General features: G+C 41.9%; 15 protein-coding genes. 4 read left to right on the top strand and 11 right to left on the bottom strand.

Going from position 1 to position 17,884, the window contains the following annotated elements:
• The first annotated feature begins 241 nt into the window (after nucleotides 1-241).
• Entirely contained in the window at nucleotides 242-691 is a 450-nt protein-coding gene (locus tag BLP92_RS04825) for a universal stress protein (RefSeq protein ID WP_090841795.1), read from the top strand.
• A 622-nt stretch (nucleotides 692-1,313) separates the two neighbouring features.
• Here the strand turns inward: BLP92_RS04825 and BLP92_RS04820 are convergent.
• From BLP92_RS04820 to sppA, 6 genes are all read right to left on the bottom strand, one after another.
• The gene (locus BLP92_RS04820) at nucleotides 1,314-2,498 is read right to left on the bottom strand and encodes an acetate kinase (protein ID WP_090841167.1); all 1,185 of its coding nucleotides are present in this window, start codon (nucleotides 2,496-2,498) and stop codon (nucleotides 1,314-1,316) included.
• 339 nt (nucleotides 2,499-2,837) lie between these two features.
• The gene (locus BLP92_RS04815) at nucleotides 2,838-3,824 is read right to left on the bottom strand and encodes a class I SAM-dependent methyltransferase (RefSeq protein ID WP_090841165.1); all 987 of its coding nucleotides are present in this window, start codon (nucleotides 3,822-3,824) and stop codon (nucleotides 2,838-2,840) included.
• 387 nt (nucleotides 3,825-4,211) lie between these two features.
• On the bottom strand, nucleotides 4,212-5,579 hold the full coding sequence (locus tag BLP92_RS04810) for a hypothetical protein (protein ID WP_090841163.1): 1,368 nt from the start codon (nucleotides 5,577-5,579) through the stop codon (nucleotides 4,212-4,214).
• Nucleotides 5,580-5,685: 106 nt separating this feature from the next.
• Complete coding sequence (tpx, locus tag BLP92_RS04805; RefSeq protein ID WP_090841161.1) at nucleotides 5,686-6,180, bottom strand: thiol peroxidase; 495 nt, start codon at nucleotides 6,178-6,180, stop codon at nucleotides 5,686-5,688.
• A gap of 30 nt (nucleotides 6,181-6,210) precedes the next feature.
• On the bottom strand, nucleotides 6,211-6,750 hold the full coding sequence (locus BLP92_RS04800; RefSeq protein ID WP_090841160.1) for an RDD family protein: 540 nt from the start codon (nucleotides 6,748-6,750) through the stop codon (nucleotides 6,211-6,213).
• Between the two features lie 11 nt (nucleotides 6,751-6,761).
• A complete protein-coding gene (sppA, locus tag BLP92_RS04795; protein ID WP_090841158.1) occupies nucleotides 6,762-7,754 on the bottom strand; it encodes a signal peptide peptidase SppA in 993 nt (330 codons plus the stop codon).
• 114 nt (nucleotides 7,755-7,868) lie between these two features.
• On the opposite strand from sppA, the gene BLP92_RS04790 reads away from it, so the two are divergent.
• Complete coding sequence (locus tag BLP92_RS04790; RefSeq protein ID WP_090841156.1) at nucleotides 7,869-8,666, top strand: NAD kinase; 798 nt, start codon at nucleotides 7,869-7,871, stop codon at nucleotides 8,664-8,666.
• A gap of 84 nt (nucleotides 8,667-8,750) precedes the next feature.
• Here BLP92_RS04790 and BLP92_RS04785 read toward each other — a convergent pair whose 3' ends face one another.
• From BLP92_RS04785 to BLP92_RS04765, 5 genes are all read right to left on the bottom strand, one after another.
• Nucleotides 8,751-10,331, bottom strand: a complete 1,581-nt coding sequence (locus BLP92_RS04785; RefSeq protein WP_090841154.1) for an amidohydrolase — start codon at nucleotides 10,329-10,331, stop codon at nucleotides 8,751-8,753.
• A gap of 111 nt (nucleotides 10,332-10,442) precedes the next feature.
• Nucleotides 10,443-11,651: a tRNA uracil 4-sulfurtransferase ThiI gene (gene thiI / locus BLP92_RS04780; RefSeq protein ID WP_090841152.1), complete on the bottom strand. Its 1,209-nt coding sequence runs from the start codon at nucleotides 11,649-11,651 to the stop codon at nucleotides 10,443-10,445.
• A 2-nt stretch (nucleotides 11,652-11,653) separates the two neighbouring features.
• The gene (locus BLP92_RS04775) at nucleotides 11,654-12,790 is read right to left on the bottom strand and encodes a cysteine desulfurase family protein (protein ID WP_090841150.1); all 1,137 of its coding nucleotides are present in this window, start codon (nucleotides 12,788-12,790) and stop codon (nucleotides 11,654-11,656) included.
• 590 nt (nucleotides 12,791-13,380) lie between these two features.
• A complete protein-coding gene (locus BLP92_RS04770; RefSeq protein WP_090841148.1) occupies nucleotides 13,381-13,812 on the bottom strand; it encodes a hypothetical protein in 432 nt (143 codons plus the stop codon).
• 646 nt (nucleotides 13,813-14,458) lie between these two features.
• Nucleotides 14,459-16,147, bottom strand: a complete 1,689-nt coding sequence (locus tag BLP92_RS04765; RefSeq protein ID WP_090841146.1) for a septation ring formation regulator EzrA — start codon at nucleotides 16,145-16,147, stop codon at nucleotides 14,459-14,461.
• Between the two features lie 362 nt (nucleotides 16,148-16,509).
• Between BLP92_RS04765 and hisJ the strand changes: the two genes are divergently transcribed.
• Nucleotides 16,510-17,313: a histidinol-phosphatase HisJ gene (gene hisJ, locus BLP92_RS04760; RefSeq protein WP_090841144.1), complete on the top strand. Its 804-nt coding sequence runs from the start codon at nucleotides 16,510-16,512 to the stop codon at nucleotides 17,311-17,313.
• 73 nt (nucleotides 17,314-17,386) lie between these two features.
• Nucleotides 17,387-17,866: a GAF domain-containing protein gene (locus tag BLP92_RS04755; RefSeq protein ID WP_090841143.1), complete on the top strand. Its 480-nt coding sequence runs from the start codon at nucleotides 17,387-17,389 to the stop codon at nucleotides 17,864-17,866.
• Nucleotides 17,867-17,884 lie beyond the last annotated feature (18 nt).

Here is a 17,884-nt window from a genome sequence, read left to right as displayed (position 1 = left end):
TCAGGCACAAAATACTGCTGATGCAAACTCGAACAGGAAAAAATTATTCCTGATTCTTATTTCTCAAAAAATATTTCCTTCATCAATTATTTTAGGTCTTATGCTTTAGTTTCCCGCTGCCTCTGAAGCGATTCCTCTTGAAAAAACGTTTCCATTAACCGGTCTAAGGGAATATAATAAGTATAAAGGTCCTCTTAATTTCATTAGGAGTATCAATATGTACGATGGGGAGGAGATTGACATGACAGTCCGCTATAACACTATTCTTGTGGCAGTCGATGGGTCAGACGAGGCTAAAAGAGCATTTCGAAAAGCCGTGCTGTTGTCAAAAGATCAGGGAGCAAAGCTGTTACTCACTCATATCGTGGATACACGAACTTTTGCTTCAGTAGAGCATTATGACCGCACCATATTTTCAGAGGCAGAGCAGTACGCCAAAGATATGCTGAACGATTATAAGAAGCTTGCTGAAGATCAGGGGTTGACAGATGTGACACTTATCCTTGATTACGGTTCTCCAAAAGTAAAAATCGCAAAAGATGTGGCAAAAAAGCACGAGGTTGATTTAATCGTCACCGGGGCTACCGGCCTGAATGCTGTAGAGAGATTTTTGATTGGCAGTGTTTCTGAGCATATCACCCGGCATGCCGCCTGTGATGTATTGATCGTCCGTACAGATCCGAAAGAATAGTGCAATCTAAAAAAACGGTGCTCCTTTTTTTCAGGAGCACCGTTTTCAGACTGTTTATAAAGTAAGAAATTTTATATATTTATGATTTGCTGTGTATAGGTTCTCCTCCGCTTTCCGGCGGAAGCTTGCCGTGGGGCTAGTCTTCAGCTATTTGCAATGCCTGCCGGCATTACAAAGGATCTTCAGACTGCGCTTTAATCCCACTGGCGTCACCGCCGGGCGCTATGGAGAAAATTTATTTCCGAAGAAAAAGTGTTCGTAGCTCTGCGGTTTCGTATAAAACCATTGCCTCCCTTAATTATGCTGCAGTCGCAGAAGAGTCGATACCTGGAGGATTTGAACGATTCTTATATCTTCCCAGGCGTTCTTACTGGGAAGATATAGTAAGCATGTGCGAAACCAGCCAATGATCTTGAAATCACTGGAAAGAGCTCTTTGCTTTCCAGTAATTTGGCTGCGTGAAGCCATGCTCCTCTTTTAAGAAGGCAGGTTAGCGGAGAGAGTTCCCTCCGGAAAGCGACCCTTCGGAGACAAAAGCACAAAATCGTATACTTATACAGAAAAATCACCTTTTCAACATCCTGAAAACGGTGCTCCCTTTTTTTCAGGAGCACCGTTTTATTTATGCAAGACGCATTGTATCGCGGGCGATCATTACTTCTTCATTCGTAGGGATAACAATAACTTTTACCGGAGAGTGAGGATAGTTGATAAATGCTTCCTGTCCACGGATTTTGTTCAGTGCAGGATCCCAGTAAATCCCCATAAATTCAAGTCCTTTCAGTACCTGCGCACGAATCACATCACTATTTTCCCCGATTCCAGCTGTAAATACTACCGCATCAAGTCCATGCATTCTGGCAGCGTAGGAACCAATATACTTGTGAATTCTTGAAGTAAATACTTCGAGTGCCAGCTTCGCTCGTTCACTGCCGTCAGAAGCTTCTATTTCAATGTCTCTTAAATCACTTGAAAATCCGGACAGTGCAAGCATTCCACTTTTTTTATTCAATACGTCCATTACTTCTTCTGCAGTAAGATCAGCCTTTTCCATGATATACGGAATTAAAGCAGGATCAATATTCCCTGACCTTGTTCCCATCGTCACACCTGCAAGCGGGGTAAAGCCCATAGAAGTGTCAATCGACTTACCGCCGTCTATTGCTGCAATAGAGGCCCCGTTACCTAAATGGCAGGAAATGAGGCGCAGGTTCTCTACTGGACGTCCCAGCATGTCTGCAGCCCGCTCGGACACATATTTGTGGGAAGTACCATGAAAGCCATACTTCCGTATGCCATATTTCTCATAATACTCATAAGGGAGACTGTATAAATAAGATTCTTCCGGCATCGTCTGATGAAAAGCTGTATCGAACACAGCTACAGAAGGAACGTTCGGCAGTACTTCCTTAAATGCCCGGATTCCTGTTAAGTTTGCAGGGTTATGAAGAGGAGCAAGTTCAGAGACGTCCTCAATCCCTTTTTCCACTTCCTCCGTAATCAGTACCGAATCATTGAACTTCTCTCCCCCGTGAACGACACGGTGACCGATTCCTTCAATCTCATCCAGAGAAGAAATGATATGATACTTCGTCAGTTTATCTAAAAGAATTTCCACCGCTTTCGCGTGGTCTTTAATTTCTGTTGTCTCTTTTCTTTTTTCGCCCTTTACTTCCACGGTAAAAACGGCATCGTCCATTCCGATTCTTTCCACAAGACCTTTTGTTACTATTTTTTCTTCCGGCATTTCCAACAGCTGAAATTTTAATGATGAACTTCCAGCATTAATTGCCATTATTTTAGACATATCGTCATCGCTCCTTCATAAGATATACGTTAACTCGTCATTCATTATTAAACCACTGCGAGAAGCAGAATGCAACCTCTGTGCTACTGCTTATAATAAATACATATATAACACATAAATTTAATAAAACCTTATAATACAAAGGTTTTTATCTCTACTAAAAAACTATTGTAATCGTATTCATTCTTATAATGGTACAGATAAATATTATATTCAGCTTTAAATGAACTGCGTTCACTCTTTCTTTTCATGATTAAAAGAATATGGCTGCAGTATATTTTGCAGCCATTGTTCTATTCTCAAAAATCTGCACAAATGGTTCTATGCATAACATAGCCTTTATAGATGATCGTCAAACCACTGGGATATCCGTTTCATCATATCGGCCAGCGAGGCTTCTCTAGTAAAGGAAGGGAGTTCAGCAAGAAGTGCCTGCTTCGGCGGAATAATTCCCTGCTTTTTACGGCGCAGCACTAGAATACTTTTTCCAGCTTCCTTTGATTTAAACATCGTCTGCGGCAGCTGCAGCAATGCATAAATATCAGCATCTTCTTTCAGCAGCGGCTGCAGCTTATCTGCCTGTTCCGTTTGAAATAAAGTATTCGGAACGAGAAACACCAGGAAACCGCCTTCCCGGACGTGCCGGATACTCTGCTCTATTAATAAATGGTGTACGTAGGTGTGACCTGATTCTGCTCCTGTTTTAAACTCTTTTGCCGTATTATCATCCGGATAATAACCGACAGGCAGATCTGATATGACTGCATGCACGTTATCTACCGCCTTCGCCGCTACACTGTCCTGATGAAAAAGATCCACTTTGTGTTCCTGCAGATTTGCGTTTACATAAGCTAGCTTTAACAGTGTTTCATCCGGCTCCGCACCGATAAAATGTGCTTCTTTTGAAACCTGGTTTAGTACAGCAGTCATTAAGTTTCCTGCACCGGTTGCCGGATCAAGAAGCACAAGTGGTTCTTCTGTTTCTTTAGAAAGCATTTTTTCTACTAAATATCCAATGAACAGCGATACTGCATCCGGAGTGAGCGTATGATGAGGCTGCGTCGCTTCTTTCATACCTTTTAATATTGCCAGCTGCATAGCCCGCCGGACTTCTTCTCTATGAACTTCAGCCGGAAGTTTTTTCATTGATTTATTTAAGGAAGTTTTTATTTCCCCGGCCAGGTGTGCTGGTGCTTCCTGCAGAAATAAAGTTTCTCCCATGATTCCGAGTGCTTCCAAATATAAAATGTCCTCCGCTTTCTGAATGGTTTCTGCACCTTCATCCAGCGCTAAGAAATATTGCTCTGTATTGGTTGTTTCCGACATTTTTCATCCCTACTTTCTAGATCTATGCTCCAACGATAAAGGATAACATGATTTCAGCACAGCGGAAAGAAGAAGCTTCTTCTTTAAAATCCGGCAGGATGCTCTGTTCCCTCCGGACGCTTTCCGGAGGAGGACTCTCTCCGCTAGTCCAGCCGGATCTTTTAATCGTCCTCCATGGGCGCCTGCTGCACGCCTCTCTTTTTTGAAAGCTATCTTGAAAACAAAAGTTCCGCTAAAAAGAAGTAATACTGCTGCTTCACTTTCGGAGGGCAGCCGACCAAATGATCTTAAAGTCATCTTCACGGTCTCTGTGCAGATGACTGCTGGTCGAGAATAGAATGTTGTCCGTTCTATTTCAACTTCATAGTTTAGTGAAGATCCATTTTCTTACAACAGCAAATAAGCAACAAACATTCCTGTAACGCAGTATAAAAATGCAAAAAATAAATTATGCATCGTAATTCGATAGGGGTTTTCTCCTATATTCACCGCAGTCATCTGTACAAATAAACCGTAAGTATTTACTGTGAGCGTAGCAATCGAGCTTGTAATCAGCAAAATAGAAAAACTCATAGGGCTGATCGTTTCCAGAATAACAGGAGCCACACCGCTTAAAATCCCTATGGTTGCAATGGGATGTACCCCAAACAAGCTCATTGCAATAAAGCTCCCCTGGATAATAGCGAAAATCACAAGAGGATAATCTGCAAAATCCTGAATTGGCATTCGCAGCAGTTCAAGCAGCTCTGTTTCCCCGAGGGCATTCGCAAAAAAGGATAGCGATATAAATAATACAAAGAAATTCTGCATCTTATTTGTTCTGTCTTTCCAGTTATGCCAGCCTAAATATAAGAACCTTCTCACACGTTTCATAAAGAGGGCCCACAGGAAAGCAAATGGGAAGATGATTAATGTAACTGTAAGAATAAAATCGAGGCCGGTGGCGTTGCCCGTTATAATAACAGCCGTTAAAAATGCGCTTAACGCAGCAAACATCTGAATCATTTTCACTGCTAGTGTTCTTAACTGCCCTTTCGAAAGCACTTTTGTTTCTACAGGCTGGAATTCATGTTTGCGCAGGCTGTAACCATTCCACAAAGCATCGAGGGTAAACATTATTACAGCTACAAGCAGCAGCCATGGAAGAAGTTCTACATATGCTACACCTGTAATGAAGATAGTCAATGCTATCAGCACTTCCAGAGGACTCCAGACCAGCGCCAGAGAATTCCCTCTCAGCGTAGCTTTACTAATAAAAGCGTTACGCTGACGCTGCTCCATGTTTTTCAGATTCTTACGTAAAACACCCTGTGCCACAGGCGCTGCTGATAAATTTAAAAAAGCTGTAAGCAGCACTGAAGTAAACAAGCTTCTTTGATAAAGCCTGCCTAAATCCTTGGTGTTCATTTCCAGTATACGGGAAAGCTGTTTATCAAACTTCCCGCTTTCCACTACGCTTTTCATCCAGGGGAGCATTAAAAGCAGTGCCAGCAGCGGATAATTGTCCGTTAATAAAGCAGGAATTTGAATGAAATCTCCGCCGGTCGAAAAGTGAAAATACAATCCTGCAGCCATAAAACCAGTACCGAGAATTTTAAACAGACGGGGAGCACCCGGAAATGAAACAACCAGTAATATAACTGCCGCTATATTTAAAAAGCTGTGTAAATAACTGTTATCCATAAATATATTCATTATGTAAACAATTAATACACCCGCGTAAAGAATGTATAATTTCGAAAAAACCTTTTTCACGTCGTTCCCTTCTCCCCTATATATTCTTTCTGCGCTGCAAACCGCCTGATTGTAAAGCGATTACAAATGAAAAAACCGATGTAAGGAACTACACCGGTCTTCCAGGTTATGCTTTTAACGCTTCCAATGCTTTTTCATAATTTACATGTTCGCTTACTTCTTCTACATATTCAACGTAAGTGATCGTTCCCTGCTCGTCAATAACAAACACAGAGCGGGATAATAATCTCATTTCATCAATCACCACACCAAATTTCTTTCCGAAATCAAGGTCGCGGTGGTCTGAGAAAACTTTCGCATTTTCAAGGTCTGCTGCTGCGCACCAGCGCCGCTGGGCAAACGGAAGGTCTGCACTGATCGTCCAGATTTCTGCTCCTTCCACCTGAGATACTTCTTCGTTGAATTTTCTTGTTTGTTTATCACAAGTGCCTGTGTCGATAGACGGCACCACACTCAGCAGGATTTTTTTCCCGTTCCCCGGCTCAAAGTTCACTTCTGACAAGTCTGTCCCGAGCACGGTAAAGGACGGTGCCTTATCACCTGGCTGCTTCTGCTCTCCTGTTAGTGTAACTGGATTTTGTTTAAATGTTATTTGTGTCATAAGTTCGTCCTCCTTTATATTATTACCCTATCATACGTGCGCGGCGGATTCCACAGGAGGATGCTCCCGATAAACTTTCACTATCCCTCTTTTTTCCAGAATTACTACGGTACCCCCCAAATAATCGTGAATTCCGCGCTTTTCCGGGTGAAAAGCTACAATCAGGTAGAGAATATTCGTCACAAACAGGAAGCGGTGTAAAAATCGCCCCACTAATTCTCTGAATAAAATATCTCCCCATGTTACTTCTGTTTTGCTTTTACTTATTACCCGCAGACCAAAAAGCATTTTCCCAAGCGTCTGCCCAAAAAATTTCGTAAGTAAAATAAAGTATAAGAAGGTAACCGCACCGCTCAGCATCCCACTCAGAGAAAATGTAAGCAGGTTAGGATCAGCACCGCCTGTGGTCAAGAAAAATATACTAAGTACAGCTGCACTTATGGAAAATGTGGCTAAAATATCCACCGAGTAAGCCCAGAATCTCATCCAGAATCCAGCTCGTGCGTATTCTTCTATTTGCGCTTGCTCATTTAACTCTCTCTCTTCGAACTGTTCATGTTCTTCTGTCATCCTGCTTCACCTCAGTCTGTATAAAGATATAATAGTCTGCTGCCCTGATTTTTATTCAACCAGTCAGTGAGTTGATTCACCTGCCGCTGTTCAAAAATATTATCTGCAGTCATATTAAGAAAAGAGCCTATGCCAAATCCCTGTTCATATTCAACTACATCTGCATCTCTACCTAAGTTTTCCCGCATCGCATCGATTGTCTCATCCAAATTACCAAGCTGGTCTACGAGTCCGTTTTCCATTGCCTGAGAACCTGTATAAATGCGGCCGTCCGCTAATTCCAATACTTCCTCTCGGCTGAGATCACGTCCTGCTTCAATCACATCAACAAACTGCTCATACGCATCATCTACAATCGACTGAAGAATTTCTTCATCTGCTTCTGTCATTTCACGGGTAGCTGACATAATGTCCTTGAATTCTCCACTTTTAATCGTATTATCTTCAATTCCCCATTCTTCTGCTAATTCTGCAAAATTGATTGACTGCATAATCACACCTAGTGATCCTGTGATTGTCTGGCCATTTGCAAAAATCTGATCCGCCGGAGCAGCTACATAGTAGCCGCCGCTTGCCGCCTGTGAACCCATGGATACATATACGTCCTTAGAATAATCATCCCGCAGCTCCACAATTCTATTATGAATTTCATCACTTTCCACTACTCCTCCACCAGGAGTATTGACTCTAAGTATAACACCGTCTACACTGCCATCCTGCGCTGCATATTCAAGCTGGTCCAGCAGGAGCTGATGATTGTAGCCAGGGCTGAAAATCCCACCGCCGGCTCCATCCTGGAGCACTCCTTCGATCCGGATGACAGCGATTTTGCCGCTTTCGGTACCTGCATCAATTGTCCGTTCCTGGACAGGTTCATCTGCCATTCCAAAAAATCCTCCCCCCTCTTCTTCCGTCTGGGTACCGGCAGTAGTGAAGCCAATAACAGCTGAGACTGCAATGATAGCGAATACTGCTATCAGAGCTATCCATCTTTTTAAATCCATGTGTAATTCCTCCTTCATAATATCTAAACTCTCTTTTACTGCGAATCATGCCTCAGTTTGATATGATAATATTGTACTTCCGAGAAAACTGAGACAGAAAGGATGCTGCAATATATGACTGATCGAAAAAAGGTATATCTGTTTTACAAAAAAGATGAAGAACTTGAAAAGAAAGTACAAAAAGTCCGTGAACTCGGCCGCAAATATGGCTATCAGCAAGTAGAACGCCCTGAGGATGCAAATATAATTATAAGCTTTGGAAATGATGGCACTTTCCTCCAGGCACTTCAAAAAACACATTTCCGTGAAGATGCACTCTACATCGGCGTTAATAATGGAGGTATGGGTTTTTATACAGACTTTTCGATTGATGATTTAGAGCGTATGGAACTGGCGATGCAGTCAGATAATGTGGAAGTACTCAAGTATCCTACTCTTGAAGTTACGATTGACGGCTTAAATAGTTTCCATTGTATTAATGAATTGTCTCTGCGCTCCAATATTATTAAAACTTTCGTTATAGATGTATATATTGATAATCTGTACTTTGAAACTTTCCGGGGAGATGGACTTCTTGTAGCAACCCCGACTGGAAGCACTGCTTATAACAAATCCCTCGGCGGCGCAATAGTGGATCCTAAACTTCCTTCCATGCAGCTGACGGAAATGGCTTCTGTGAATAATAACCAGTATAGAACGCTCGGATCTCCGCTGGTACTCGGGAAAGAAAGAGAACTTCACCTGAAAATTGTTCAGGATGGAAATGATCATCCTATTGTCGGGATTGATAACGAAGCAATGGGAGTCCGCCATAATTATGATATGAAAGTAAAAGTTTCAGACAGAGTGGTAAAGACTCTCCGCATGAAGGACAACCTGTTTTATCATAAAGTAAAAAGAAGTTTTCTTTAATCCTGTAAGCAGCAGCTTTATATAAATAAAGCTGCTGCTTTTCTTTGCAGTTGACTTTTTTAAGACTCCAGCAGTTCACCTGAATTACTTCAGCTCATACATTACTGTTTCATCTACCACCGTTTTTGTAACTTTTACATTCAGCCACTCATCAGGTGCCAGCGCGAATAAATCTTTTTCCAAAATGGTAAAATCTGCTTTATATCCTGGCGCTATCAGACCAAGATCATGTTCACGGCTGACTGCTTTTGCGCTTCCCGCAGTAAAGAGCTGAAGTGCTTCAAATAAACTGAGTTTTTCTTCCGGCTGATAGCCTTCATGTGCTTCTTCCGGCTTTCTTCTCGTCACCGCCGCATGAATCCCAAGCAGCGGATGAATTGGCTCTATCGGTGCATCAGATCCTCCTGCACACATCAGTCCTTCTTTCAATAGCGTTTTCCATGCAAAGCAGTCCCTTAATCTTTCTTTTCCAAGCCGCTCTACTACCCAGGGAAAATCAGAAGCTACAAACCTCGGCTGAATATCCAGAACTACTGGCAGCTTCTGCAGTCTGGCCCTGAGTTCCGGCCTTGTTACCTGGAGATGAATAAGTCTGTCCCTCTTTCCGTCTGGCACAGGATGTGCTTCCAAAGCAGTTACAGCTCTTTCAAGAGCTGCATCTCCAATCGTATGGATTGCTACGGGCATATCAAACTTTCTTGCTGCAGAAACGATAGCAGAAAGTTCCTCCTGCGAATGAATCGCTACGCCCTTGGTAGACGGATCATCATTATATGGCTCACTCAGCAGGGCTGTTCTTCCTCCAAGCGCTCCATCCAGAAATATTTTTACCGATCCTGGTTCAACGAATGGATTTGTGTGTTTTTGTGTTAAAACTGTGTCGGCAGCTTCGTGATGGACAAGCAGGTTTGCCCTGAATTTCTTTGAACCGGAAATCACTTCGTTGAATACATCGAGTGTTTCCTGCGGTTCGTTATAATAAAACAAGTCTTCTGTATGGCCGCCTGTGAAACCGCTCCTGTACAAATCCTCCAGACTTACCTCGAGTGCCCGTTTTACATAGCTCTTATCAATCGGAGGGAGTACTTTCTTCAGGAATTCCTGTGCCTGATCATGCAGATAGCCTGTGGGCTCTCCATTTGAAAAGCGTTCAATTCTTCCTCCGTCCGGATCGGAAGCGGCTTTTGTAATTCCAGCCAGTGAAAGTCCTTTTGAATTCGTAACCATGGCATGCCTGCAGACACGAGTAAGCATTACCGGATGCTCTGATGTCACTGTATCAAGGAATTCCCTGTCAGGTACCGTATGATTTTCATAAAGGTTTTCATTGAATCCCTCTGCCATTACCCATTCCCCTGCAGGCGTTGCAGCGGCTTTTTCCTTTAAGATTTTTTTCAGATCTTTCAGGCTCGTTATTTCCGACACATCTAATTTCAGCAGTTTTTCTCCATGTCCGATCATATGTAAATGACTATCTGTAAAGCCTGGATACATTGTATGTCCATTTAAGTCTACTTCTTTTTCAATCTTGTCCTTATGAAGTTCTCTTATTTTTTTCTCTTCTCCTACTGCAATAATCGTTCCGTTTTCCGTGAAAACTGCATTTGCTGCTGCTTCTTTATCGGTCAGCGGACGTACGAATCCTCCATACCAAATTGTGCCCATCCATTCTCTCTCCTCTCTTCCTATATTATGCTTTTACACTATATCTTTCGCAAGCAAAACGACAAAGAAACCGTCTCAGAGGAAAGCTGGACGGTTTCTTCAATGTTAATGCTAAAGCAGATTTTCCATTTCTATATCCTGCTCTCTTTTTCCAGTTAATTCAATCGTTCTGATGCCTTCTACTGCTTTATTAACATACTCGTCTACGTCCATAAAACTTTCATAATACGAAACTTTTTTCTCGTTTGGTTTCGTTTTTGGATCCGCAGGAAGAAAAATAGTACAGCAGTCTTCATAGGGAAGAATTGAAGTTTGATAAGTATTAATTTTTTCGGCAATTTCAATTACTTCCATTTTATCCATTGTAATAAGTGGACGCAGTACCGGCATAGCAGTGACACTGTTAATCGTATACATGCTGTCCAGCGTCTGGCTCGCTACCTGTCCGAGGCTTTCTCCGGTAATCAAAGCTTTCTGGTTATTTTGTTCTGCCATTTCCGCTGCGATTCGAAGCATAAACCTGCGCATAACTGTAATCTCGCAATTATCCGGGATCTGCTGATGAATCGCGAGCTGTGACTCTGTAAAAGGCACAATATGCAGCTTAATCTTTCCTCCGTACCGTGTAAGAATATTCGTGAGGTCCTCAACTTTCTGCAGCGCCCGTTCATTCGTATAAGGCGGGCTGTGAAAATGAATCGCCTCCAAAGTAACTCCCCGCTTCATCGCGAGGTAGCCGGCTACTGGACTGTCGATACCACCTGAAAGGAGCAGCAGAGCGCGTCCTCCTGTCCCTACGGGAAGCCCGCCCGCTCCGCGGATCACCCCGCCGGAAATATAAGCAGCTTCCTCCCGAATCTCTACCTTCAGCTCCACATCCGGCTGATGAAGGTCCACTGACAGGTTTTCCATCTGGATCAATACGGCTTTACTGATCCGCTGATTCATCTCCTGTGAACCTGTAGGGAATTTCTTATTTATTCTCCTTACAGCAACTTTGAATGATCCTTCTTTTTCATTTAAACTGTCTCTTGTCACCATAAGAGCCGCTTCTGCAATCGCAGCTTCGTTTAATTCTGTCTTTACTACTGGACTGAACGAAGAAATGCCAAAAATATCTTTCAAAAGTTCGCATACTTCTTTCAGCGGTTCTTCGTTTAATTCAATATACATCCTTCCAAAGGTACGCTTAATTTTCACGTCAGCGTAATCCTTTAACTGCCTGCGGATATTCTGCTCGAGCTGCTTTTCAAAGTGTTTCCGATTTTTCCCTTTGATTGCCATCTCAGCATAGCGTACCAGAATCATTTCATATTTCATTATTATCCTCCCACTTTTAAAACCTCGTAATAAATTTCTTTCCAGCTCTTTAAAAAATCTGATATTTCTTTATCTGTCGTATCGAGGCTGAGGGAAATTCTTAAAGAAGAAGTTGTTCTTTCCTCAGGTAACCCCATTGCTTTTAATACAATGCTTTCTTCCGAATCTTTGGAACTGCAGGCTGAAGTTGTCGACACATAAATATTTTTCTCTGCAAGGGCGGATACAATTGATTCCGGCTTTCTCCCAATGACCGAAAAGTTTAGTATGTGCGGCGCCCGCAAAACTGGTGAATTAATTATAATTTCGTTGTATTTCGATAGTTCAGATGCTAACTTTTCCAGTCTGTTTTTCATATTTCTATTTTCAGGTTCTCTATCAAGCGTCATTCGCAGCGCTTTCGCTAATGCTGCTGCTCCTGCAGTGCTTTCAGTCCCTGCCCGCAGCGCTCTTTCCTGTGTGCCTCCAAAATAAAGTGGAACAAGATTGATATTCCGTTTTGCGAAAAGAACTCCGCTCCCTTTTACTCCATGAAACTTGTGGCCGGAAATAGTAAGAAGGTCAATTCCTGCATTTTTTATATTTAACGGAACCTTACCTATGCCTTGCACATTATCTACGTGAAAAAGCACTTTAGAATGATTTGTAAGAACCTTTCCAATTTCTTTGATCGGCTGAATGCTGCCTGTTTCATTATTAACATGCATTACAGATACGAGAATAGTATCTTTTCTCACTTTCTCTGCCACTTGGGAAGCCTTCACTCTTCCCTCTTTATCCGGAAAGAGATAGGTGACCTCGAACCCTCTTTCTTCCAGGTGATTCATCGTCCTTAAAACAGAAGGATGTTCTATAGCGGTAGTAATAATATGGCGTCCTCGTCCTTTATTAGCATTGACCGCTCCTTGAATTGCTATATTATTTCCTTCTGTCGCTCCAGAGGTAAAAATCACTTCTTCAGGAGCCACTTTCAGCAGTTCTGCAGTCTGTTTTCTTGCCTGCATCAGCAGTCTTTCTGCTTCTGCCCCCAGTGGATGAAGTGAAGAAGGATTCGCAAAGTATTTTTCTGAAACCTGCGTATAAGTTTCCAGCACAGATTTCCAAGGTTTAGTAGTAGCGCTGTTATCTAAGTAAATCATTTAGACTGCTCCTTTATTAACGCTGATTCAACGATTGATAGTACCACATACCTTTGCTTTTGAACAGGTGGAACACTGCTGAAAAATTTTTCAACTCTCTTAATATTCATTATTGATAAAAAGAAACTTCCCTCGAAACCGAGCTTTCCTGGACGAGGTCCTCCGCTGCAGGGAAAGAGTTGCAGACCTGCTTTTCTTATAGCAGCACTATTATTTATAAATCCTGTCAGTTAAGCACTATTAACCGGAAACTTCTGCCTCTGGGTCTTAGGGATTTTATTTCCGTCAGACTTTTATTTATCCTCTTGCAAATAATTGAGTTTAAATCGCTGTTGTACTTTCGGAGGAGGGTGGTTCCCTCTAATTTAGGCGCTGTCCGGCTTTTACTTAATGGCTTCTCATACTGTGCTGGCTTCTCTCTGCGTCCTCATCCTCGTCACATACAGTTTAGTGTTTCATTATATTTGCTGGAAAGGTATACCTGAACGGGTGATTTTTTTCTTAAACTGCACTGTAAAAATAGTACTGATTTTTCAGGATCTATCAGCAAAATAAAAAGCGCCCTGATTTAAGGCACTTTTTACTTAGTACTATTCGTTTACTTCTTCTATTTGATCTTCAAGTTCTACGAGTACTTCCAATATCTCATCAATGGACATTGTCTGATCTGGAGAGATAAGTTTCACGTCATTCACAGCTAAGCCATCTTCCTGGATTCTTTCCAAGTTCAGATTTTCGATTTCAACTGGGGCTTCTACTGTGTAGGCATCTTCCGCATTTTCTTCTGCAAACTCTTCCGGCTCATTAATATCTTTCTCTTCAGTTAAAGGGGGCTCCTGCTGCTCCATATCAGTTTCCTCTTTAAATTCTTCAGTGAAAAATGCTGTAAGCTCACTGTCTGCCTCAGCACTCATGGAGCTTTCTGCCGTTTCATCGTCTACAAAGATAGTAAACAATAAAGTCAGCCATATCCCCGCACAGGCCAATCCCGTTCCCCCTACTATCCACCACTCTTTTTTCATCAGCCCAAAGACCTCCCTGTCGTTCCCTATTGTGGATATTATACCCCTTTTGTTCACTAATAGAAACAATTTTTTAAAATTAATTCTCTTTAACAAGAACTTTGTACCTATTTTTCTTTTACATAAGATAGATTTAAACGTAAAAGTTTCATTAAAGCCAGGCAATACTGCAGCTTCTTTTAGCCCTTCACAAATCTTCCCGCCAGCCTTAGCTCTTGCGCACACTAGGTGAGAATAAGCTTTATTTTCCAATTAATCTAAAAATAGGTTCCTCACCACGAAGTGTAATTGACGAATGAATTTATCTATATTCACTAAAATGGAGAAGAAATGTTACCGGAAGAAAAGTACTGAGAGACTGATCTTTCTGCGAAGAAACTGTGATTTCACCGGAGTGTCCGGCGGTGACGCCAGTGGGATCCAAGCGCAGTCTGAAGATCCTTTCTCCTGCCCTCGGGGCAGGAGAAATAGCTGAAGACCAGCCCCACGGCAAGCTTCCGCCGGTAAGCGAAGGAGAACCTTATACATCGTATATAATAATTATAAGAAATTCCTTACTCTATAAACATACTGGAAAAAGCTGTGCAAGGCTGCACAGCTTTTTTCAAAGTGTTGATAAAGTTAGCATCTTATTTAACATGAACGATTACTTGTCAACTTCCTGCTGCATTCTTTCTAATACATTCTTGTCTACTTTTTCCACTGCTTCTACCGATTGTTCCAGGGCTTCTTCATAATAGCCCTGACGGAATTTGTCTTCCGCCTGAAGAAGAAGAATATTCACATGATCATTTCTGGAACGATAACGGTTTCCGTATTGAATTACTTTTTCAGCCAGTTTTCCATCTGCTAAAATTTTCTCCACCGCATTTTCAGCTTTATCTACTTCTTCTTCTGCTTCAGATACTGCTGACCTAACATCTTCCATAACAAGAGGAACTTCCTCGAGCACTTTCTCCGCATGCGATAATTTCTTTTCAGCTTCTATAATTAATTCTTTCGTAAGCTGCGGTACTTTAGGAAGAGTCGAAAGTTTCAGCTTTCTTTTTAAGTTTCTAAGGAACCGTCGTCTTTCTATTACTTTATCTGCTGCACTTCTTTCATCCTGCCGCAGGTGGTCAAAATTCCCTTTCGTTTCTTCCATCGCCTGCTCCAGACCCTCCACCTGTTCTTCCCATTCTTTTAATTGAACAGATGTAATGGTGTAGGTCTGGCCACCCTCCCTCGCTGCAGTTTCCATTACAGCAAAAGAAGCACTCAGTTCCTTCCAGTGATCCAGATAAGCTTCTACTTCTTTTTCATTTTCTTCTGATAATCTGTAGCTTGCTTTCACAGCGTCCAGTTCTTCCTGAAGGAGCTGCAGACGATCTGCAATAATATGCAGCCGTTTCCCATCTACATCTAAAGCTTTCTCCACTTCATTTTTGGATAATGCTTCCTGCTCCAGTTCCTCATAAACCGCGGCAAGTGTCTCTTCTACTTTCAAGGTTTTTTCTTTCGCCTCTTCCACCCGAAGTTCTCTAAGGTCTTTCAGCGCAGTTTCCAGCTCATTACGAAGCTCCTGAATTACCTCTTCGAAATTAAACAAATCCATAGCAAATCCAGTGCGCTTCATTTCCAGAATACCATTTTCAAGCTCCCTCACCTGTGCCGGCAGGTCCCGGGATACTTGAAGAAGTTTAGATGGAATTTCATCAATCCAATGATTGATTTTTTCGAGTGATTCTCTGACTTGTATGAGTGCTTCCCTCGCCTGAAAATAATTCCCTTCTTCTGTAAGCTCATGAAAATCTTCAAAACTCTTTACCGTTTCTTTCAGAGAGGCATCGATTTCCCCAGCGGCTGTTCCGAGCGTGCCTTTCTGCACCCAGAGTTTTTTCTTGGTTTCTTCATAAAATTCCTGAAGGCGATCTATGTCGTGACGATTCTGTTCCTCACTATGTACCAGCTCGTGCACTTCTTTAATCAAATGATCAATATGTGCTTCAATCTCATCTAAAGCTTGACCCGCATTTGTTATTTCCTGTTTAGCTCTCGGAAATCTATAACGGTTTGCAAGTTCTTCAATATCAAACAGCTTTTCTTCAATATCCGGAAGCTGTACTGTTACAAGCTGGTCCCACTCGGTACGCCATTCTTCAAATCGTTCTTCTGTTTCACCAGATAATTTCAGACTTTTCATTCGGGATAATTCTTCAGTAACAGGTCGATTCATTAATTCCACTTTTCGAATGCCTAATCTATCCACATCACGGTATATTTGTTTTCTTGCCCACGTTCCGTAAATAATACCGATAATGAGCAAGGCGATTATCGAGTATATAACGTAGCTCATCGGGACCCTCCTTCAGCTGCATACAGATTATTCCCTTATCTCTGTATGCCCTCATTGACGTACTCTATGTATAAGTTCATAATTTATTTATAAATATCAATTTTATAAACCATTACTCTATTATCTTCCAACAGCAGAGATAGGCTCACCTTTCCGCCTTCCTCTACAGTAGATTTTTCCTGGTACAGTTTCGTAAAATGTTTGTTGAAATTTTAAAATGATCCTAATACTATATTGATTTATTATAAGTACCTTTTCTTATCTTATCATGCCAAACCGTAAATGGAATAATATATTAGATAATTTATTGAATTTCTATACTGTTTTTCAAAGATTTTCATTTTTAGAAAGGACGTTCTTATATGGTGATTAAACGAGATGGACATATTCATACCCCTTATTGCCCGCATGGCAGTGCTGATTCACTCGATGCATACGTGCAGCAGGCTTTAAATACTGGCTTAACAGATATTACTTTCACAGAACACGCCCCGCTTCCCGGAGGATTTATTGATCCGGTGCCGGAAAAAGACAGTGCCATGCGTGCGGAAGACTTACTTCCTTATATTGAGGCAGTCCGTTCTCTGCAATCACACTACGAAGACCAGATCCGCATCCGCATTGGACTCGAAGTTGACTTTATAGAAGGCTATGAAAAAGAAACCAAAGAATTCTTAAACGCCATCGGCCCTCAAATAGACGATGCTATTCTGTCGGTACATTTTTTAAAGACAAAGGATGGCTACTGGTGTCTCGATTATCATGAAGACACCTTTCATAAATTAATATCCTCCGCAGGTTCTCTTAAAAAAGTCTATCAACTGTATTATGAAACAGTTATTCAATCTGTGCAAGCAGATCTGGGACGTTTTAAGCCTGAAAGGGTGGGTCATATGACACTGGTTCATAAATTCCAAAAGCTGTTTCCGGCTGATTTTAACGATTCATATTTCATTGATGAGGTACTGCAGGAAGTACAGAAAAATAACATGTCTCTCGATGTCAATACAGCCGGACTGCTGAAAAAACATTGCCGGGAGCATTATCCGCCTGCAGGTACTTTAAAGAAAGCACAGGCGCTGCACATCCCCTTTGTTTACGGTTCCGATGCACATGCCAGCAGCGGAGTAGGAGGAGAAAGAGAGAAAGTGGCTGATTATTTTTAAATTCAATTCTTTTCTCTGCTAAAGCGATTATGATATACTCCTTGAAAACAGATTACAAAAGGATGGATGCTCAATGTTTGAAACTACTGCCAAAAAAGGATCACTTGCGTCACAATATAATATGCTTTCCAAACAGCTGGATGCTCTTCTCGAAGGGGAGACTGATCAAACCGCTAACTTAAGCAATGCTTCTGCTTTACTGAACCAATTTCTGGATGACGTAAACTGGGTGGGCTTTTATTTATGGAAAAATGATGAACTTCTCCTTGGCCCTTTTCAGGGACTGCCTGCATGTGTGCATATTGCTTATGGAAAAGGTGTGTGCGGTACTGCCGTCAGCGAACGGAAAACTCAGCGGATCGCTGATGTTCATGCTTTTCCGGGTCATATTGCATGTGATGCCAATTCCAACTCGGAAATTGTAGTGCCCCTGTTTAAAGATGGTGAAATTTTTGGAGTACTTGATATTGACAGTCCTTCCAAAGAACGCTTTAGCGAAGTGGATCAGCAGGGTATCGAGCAGTTTGCTGCAACGCTCGAAAAACACTTATAAGGATGTGCAAAAGTGCAG

This window comes from Alkalicoccus daliensis, from assembly GCF_900103955.1.
Classification (GTDB): Bacteria; Bacillota; Bacilli; order Bacillales; family Salisediminibacteriaceae; genus Alkalicoccus; species Alkalicoccus daliensis.
The sequence above is the reverse complement of the archived record's forward strand: the minus strand, read 5'-3'. Positions and strand labels throughout refer to the sequence as shown.

Bases quoted from the DNA above. Each gene is read 5' to 3' on its own strand.
- BLP92_RS04825 (WP_090841795.1), top strand. From the start codon at position 242: ATGACAGTCCGCTATAACACTATTCTTGTGGCAGTCGATGGGTCAGAC.
- BLP92_RS04820 (WP_090841167.1), bottom strand. From the start codon at position 2,498: ATGTCTAAAATAATGGCAATTAATGCTGGAAGTTCATCATTAAAATTT.
- BLP92_RS04815 (WP_090841165.1), bottom strand. From the start codon at position 3,824: ATGTCGGAAACAACCAATACAGAGCAATATTTCTTAGCGCTGGATGAA.
- tpx (WP_090841161.1), bottom strand. From the start codon at position 6,180: ATGACACAAATAACATTTAAACAAAATCCAGTTACACTAACAGGAGAG.
- BLP92_RS04800 (WP_090841160.1), bottom strand. From the start codon at position 6,750: ATGACAGAAGAACATGAACAGTTCGAAGAGAGAGAGTTAAATGAGCAA.
- sppA (WP_090841158.1), bottom strand. From the start codon at position 7,754: ATGGATTTAAAAAGATGGATAGCTCTGATAGCAGTATTCGCTATCATT.
- BLP92_RS04790 (WP_090841156.1), top strand. From the start codon at position 7,869: ATGACTGATCGAAAAAAGGTATATCTGTTTTACAAAAAAGATGAAGAA.
- BLP92_RS04785 (WP_090841154.1), bottom strand. From the start codon at position 10,331: ATGGGCACAATTTGGTATGGAGGATTCGTACGTCCGCTGACCGATAAA.
- thiI (WP_090841152.1), bottom strand. From the start codon at position 11,651: ATGAAATATGAAATGATTCTGGTACGCTATGCTGAGATGGCAATCAAA.
- BLP92_RS04775 (WP_090841150.1), bottom strand. From the start codon at position 12,790: ATGATTTACTTAGATAACAGCGCTACTACTAAACCTTGGAAATCTGTG.
- BLP92_RS04770 (WP_090841148.1), bottom strand. From the start codon at position 13,812: ATGAAAAAAGAGTGGTGGATAGTAGGGGGAACGGGATTGGCCTGTGCG.
- BLP92_RS04765 (WP_090841146.1), bottom strand. From the start codon at position 16,147: ATGAGCTACGTTATATACTCGATAATCGCCTTGCTCATTATCGGTATT.
- hisJ (WP_090841144.1), top strand. From the start codon at position 16,510: ATGGTGATTAAACGAGATGGACATATTCATACCCCTTATTGCCCGCAT.
- BLP92_RS04755 (WP_090841143.1), top strand. From the start codon at position 17,387: ATGTTTGAAACTACTGCCAAAAAAGGATCACTTGCGTCACAATATAAT.